Origin of the sequence: Clostridioides mangenotii TR, assembly GCF_000498755.1 — a bacterium.
Classification (GTDB): Bacteria; Bacillota; Clostridia; order Peptostreptococcales; family Peptostreptococcaceae; genus Metaclostridioides; species Metaclostridioides mangenotii_A.
In genome coordinates this window covers 1-3766 of the sequence record NZ_AXUS01000052.1, presented here as the reverse complement: position 1 = coordinate 3766, position 3766 = coordinate 1, and the positions used below count along the sequence as shown (strand labels likewise).

3 protein-coding genes and 1 pseudogene are annotated in these 3766 nt (G+C 27.9%); all 4 read left to right on the top strand.

Annotation, left to right across the window (positions count from 1 at the left end):
* Positions 1 to 147 precede the first annotated feature (147 nt).
* A pseudogene (locus T473_RS20205) lies at positions 148 to 330 on the top strand (prealbumin-like fold domain-containing protein); the annotation flags it as partial.
* Complete coding sequence (locus tag T473_RS20200; protein ID WP_416387006.1) at positions 313 to 1704, top strand: MSCRAMM family protein; 1392 nt, start codon at positions 313 to 315, stop codon at positions 1702 to 1704. The pseudogene T473_RS20205 and the gene T473_RS20200, both read left to right, overlap by 18 nt.
* A 107-nt stretch (positions 1705 to 1811) precedes the next feature.
* Positions 1812 to 2453, top strand: coding sequence for a class D sortase (locus tag T473_RS0115120; RefSeq protein WP_024622598.1), 642 nt, complete (start codon positions 1812 to 1814; stop codon positions 2451 to 2453).
* Between the two features lie 264 nt (positions 2454 to 2717).
* Positions 2718 to 2903 (top strand): hypothetical protein, encoded by a 186-nt coding sequence (locus T473_RS0115115; protein ID WP_024622597.1) that lies wholly within the window; start codon positions 2718 to 2720, stop codon positions 2901 to 2903.
* The last annotated feature ends 863 nt before the right edge of the window (positions 2904 to 3766 follow it).

The window sequence follows — 3766 nt, the reverse complement described above, 5'->3', positions numbered from 1 at the left end:
AATAAATGAAAAAATTCTAAAGGCTACTATATAAATGAAAAGTAGTAACAGCAAATCCAGATAGTGTTTCAAACACAAAGATAAGAGRAAGTATAGAGTTTACAAAGCTAGGAGAAGATAATGAACCACTAAAGGGCAGAATTTAAACTATATAAATCTTCAGATAAAAACTATGAAAATGAGATAGCTACAGCAAAGAGTGATGACGCAGGAAAAGTAGTTTTTGAAAATATAGAATACGGAGATTATGCAATAAAAGAAACAAAAGCCCCAGAAGGATATGAATTAACAAATAAAATACTGAAGGCTAGTATTACATCTAATGGAAAAACAATAAAAGCAAACCCGGTAAGTATATCAAATACAAAGACAAAAGGAAGCATAGAGTTCACGAAATTAGGGGAATACAAAGAACGATTAAAAGGGGCAGAATTTAAACTTTACAAAAAATCGGATACTGAATTTAAAAATCCTATATCTACAGCAGTAAGTGATAGAGATGGATTAGTTAAATTTAAGAATGTAGAGTACGGAGAATACGTAATAAAAGAGAGCAAAGCACCAGAGGGGTATGTACTATTATCTGGTGATAAAGTACTAAAAGCAACAGTAAACGAAAATAGAAAATCAGTAAAAGCTGATCCAGACAGTGTATCAAATACAAAGATAAGAGGAAGTATAGAGTTTAAAAAACTAGGAGATAACAAAGAGCCATTAAAGGGAGCAGAATTTAAACTATATAAAGCTTCGGATAAAAACTATGAAAATGCAATAGCGACGGCGAAAAGTAATGAAGTAGGAAAAGTTATTTTTGAGAATATAGAGTATGGGAATTACGTAATAAAGGAAACAAAGGCACCGGAGGGATATGAGCTAACAAATAAAGTACTGAAGGCTAGTATTGTATCTAATGGAAAGCTAATAAAAGCAAATCCAGAAAGTATATCAAATACAAAAACAAAAGGAAGCATAGAATTTACAAAACTAGGGGAACATGAAGAACGATTAAAAGGGGCAGAATTTACTTTATATAGAGAAACAGATAAAAAGCTAATAGATAAAGCTGTTAGTGATAGAAATGGATTAGTTAAATTCAAGAATGTAGAATATGGAAAATATATTATAGAAGAGTCAAAAGCGCCAGCAGGATATTTAAAATCAGATGAAGTATTAGAGGCTACTGTATCGGAGTCTAATAAAGTAGTAACAGCGAATCCAGATAGTATCTCTAACGATAAAATTAAAGCTAATATTAAAGTTACAAAAATAGATGAAAAAACTGAGAAAACCTTAGAAGGAGCTGAATTTACATTATATGATGCAGATGGAAAAGAGGTTAAAACTTCTGTATCTGGAGAAACTGGTATAGTATACTTTAATTCTGTAGAGTACGGAAATTATAAAATTAAAGAAACCAAGGCTCCAGATGGATATATAATAAGTAAAGATATAATTGAAGTTAAAGTCAAAACGACAGAAACTAAAGAATTTACAGTTACTAACAAAGAAAAGGAAGTTGTTGCAGTAACTAAAGATAATACGCCAGATAAGAATGGTTCTTTAGTATCAAAGGATAATATATTAGGTAAGTTAGTCAGTGCTCTTCCTAAAACGGGTAGTTTATTTGACACTATATTTATAATTAGCATTGGATCTCTAACAATTCTAGCTGGTTTAGGTTTCTTACTAAAAAGAAATAGGTAATTTAAATTAACTAAAAGTAAAAGAAAATAGTTAAAAAGCTATGAAGAAAGGTGATTTAGTCTAAACTTACTTCATAGCTTTTTCTATATAGATAATGAGGTGATTTTGTGAAGAAGAAATATATAGGCATACTGTTGATTGTATTTGGATGTGTAATAATCAGTTCTGCTATTTTTATGAAGTATGAAGGTGCTATAAAACAGAAAAAAATGATAGCGGATTTTGAAAAAGCGATAAGTAATAGTGAAAAAGATGAAAAGATAACATCTGATATATCTGATAATATAAAAGGAGACTCTAAATCTAATTCAAATACAACTTCTAAATCGGGTACATCTTCCAATTCTTATAATTATAAAAACACAATAGGAATATTAAAAATACCAAAAATAGATTTAAAAGTAGCAGTGGGTGAAGGTATTGATATGAAGACATTAAAATATGCTGCAGGTCATTTTCCAGATTCACCCTATCCTGGTACGGAAGGAAACTGCGCTATAGCAGGTCATAGGAGTTATACATACAATCAATTCTTCAATAGACTAGATGAGGTTGATGATGGAGATGAAATAATAATGCAAACAAAAGATGGGGAGTTTAAATATGAAGTATATAAAAAATTTGTGGTTTTACCAGAAGAAGTTTCTGTGCTGAACGATACTGAAGATGCAGAGCTTACTTTAATCACTTGCACCCCTATAAGAGCTGCAACCCATAGATTGATTATTAAAGCTGTGTTAGTTGAGTAAATAATGGATTTTATATAAGTATTCATTCCCAAAATCTGAAGAAATAGATTATAAAAATCCTCAAGCACTGGCAAGCGGTGTTGATTGTTTAATAGTTAATGTTAAAATCGATTAAAGAGATGGAGCGCTGACATAAAATCGATGTGGCAGAGTACTAAAAAAAATAGATTAAATAGCGTATAAAAATAGATAGATAATAGATATAAAAAATGCGCATTTTTAAATATAGAAATTTGTGGTATCCTATATAATAGGAGGTGTATTATGTACAAATTAACTAAAGATGAAGATGGAATGTTAACCACAAATATAGATTGTCCTGTATGTGAAAATAAATTTGTTTTTATAGAAGGTGATAATGGATCTATAAATATAGATGATAGAAGCGTTGTTATATCAGCTAAATGCACTGAATGTGGACATAAGGAAAAGTATGAAAGTGAATTATAATTAAAATAAAGAGAAATATTATAACCCTAGTAATAATGTACTAGGGTTATTTTTATGTAAATTTTTAGAGTAAGATCTATAATAGACATTTATATTTTACACACTTAGCATCTAATGGTATTCTACCTACAATAGTAGGATTATCTAATGCTATACCCATTGAAATTGCATTGTGTAAATTTTCTCGAATTAAACAAATGATGACATTTCTGAATATCCAACAATATCTGCTCCAAAACTCATTATTTTTGTCTTTAGCACTTTCATAAAGCACCTTCATAATTTCAAATTATAAACGGAAAGAAAAATTTATAATAGTTTAAATTATAACATATTGCCACTTTAAACTAATATATTTAATTTTGGAATATAGAAAGCTGCAACTATTATTTTAATATATTTGTCTGTAATCATATCAACTGTAATAGTATTATCTAGATCGACATAATATTACAGTATCTCATCCATAGATTTAACTAAGTCTTCAATTGCAATCCTTAAAGTTGATACTACTACTGATTTAAACTGATCTACGTTTGTTATAAGATCTTATCCTTCATTTTAGTCAAATTGTAGTTAGAGTTAAAAATTGATGTTTTATAAAGTAAAGGCAAATAGATAGAATGTAGTATTATGAATTATAATCACTTTATATAATCAATTGAATAACTACAATTTATTATATAAAGTGATTATAATTCCATATAAAATATAGTATTTCAAGAAGATTTTTGCTTAAAATATATTGCCTATTAAAATATAAAATACTTTTGTTAAAAACAACTATAAATTTTGTTTTATTTATAAAATAGCTTTTTAAATTAATTTTTTTGATTAAATTATTGATAATATTTAATAAAAAA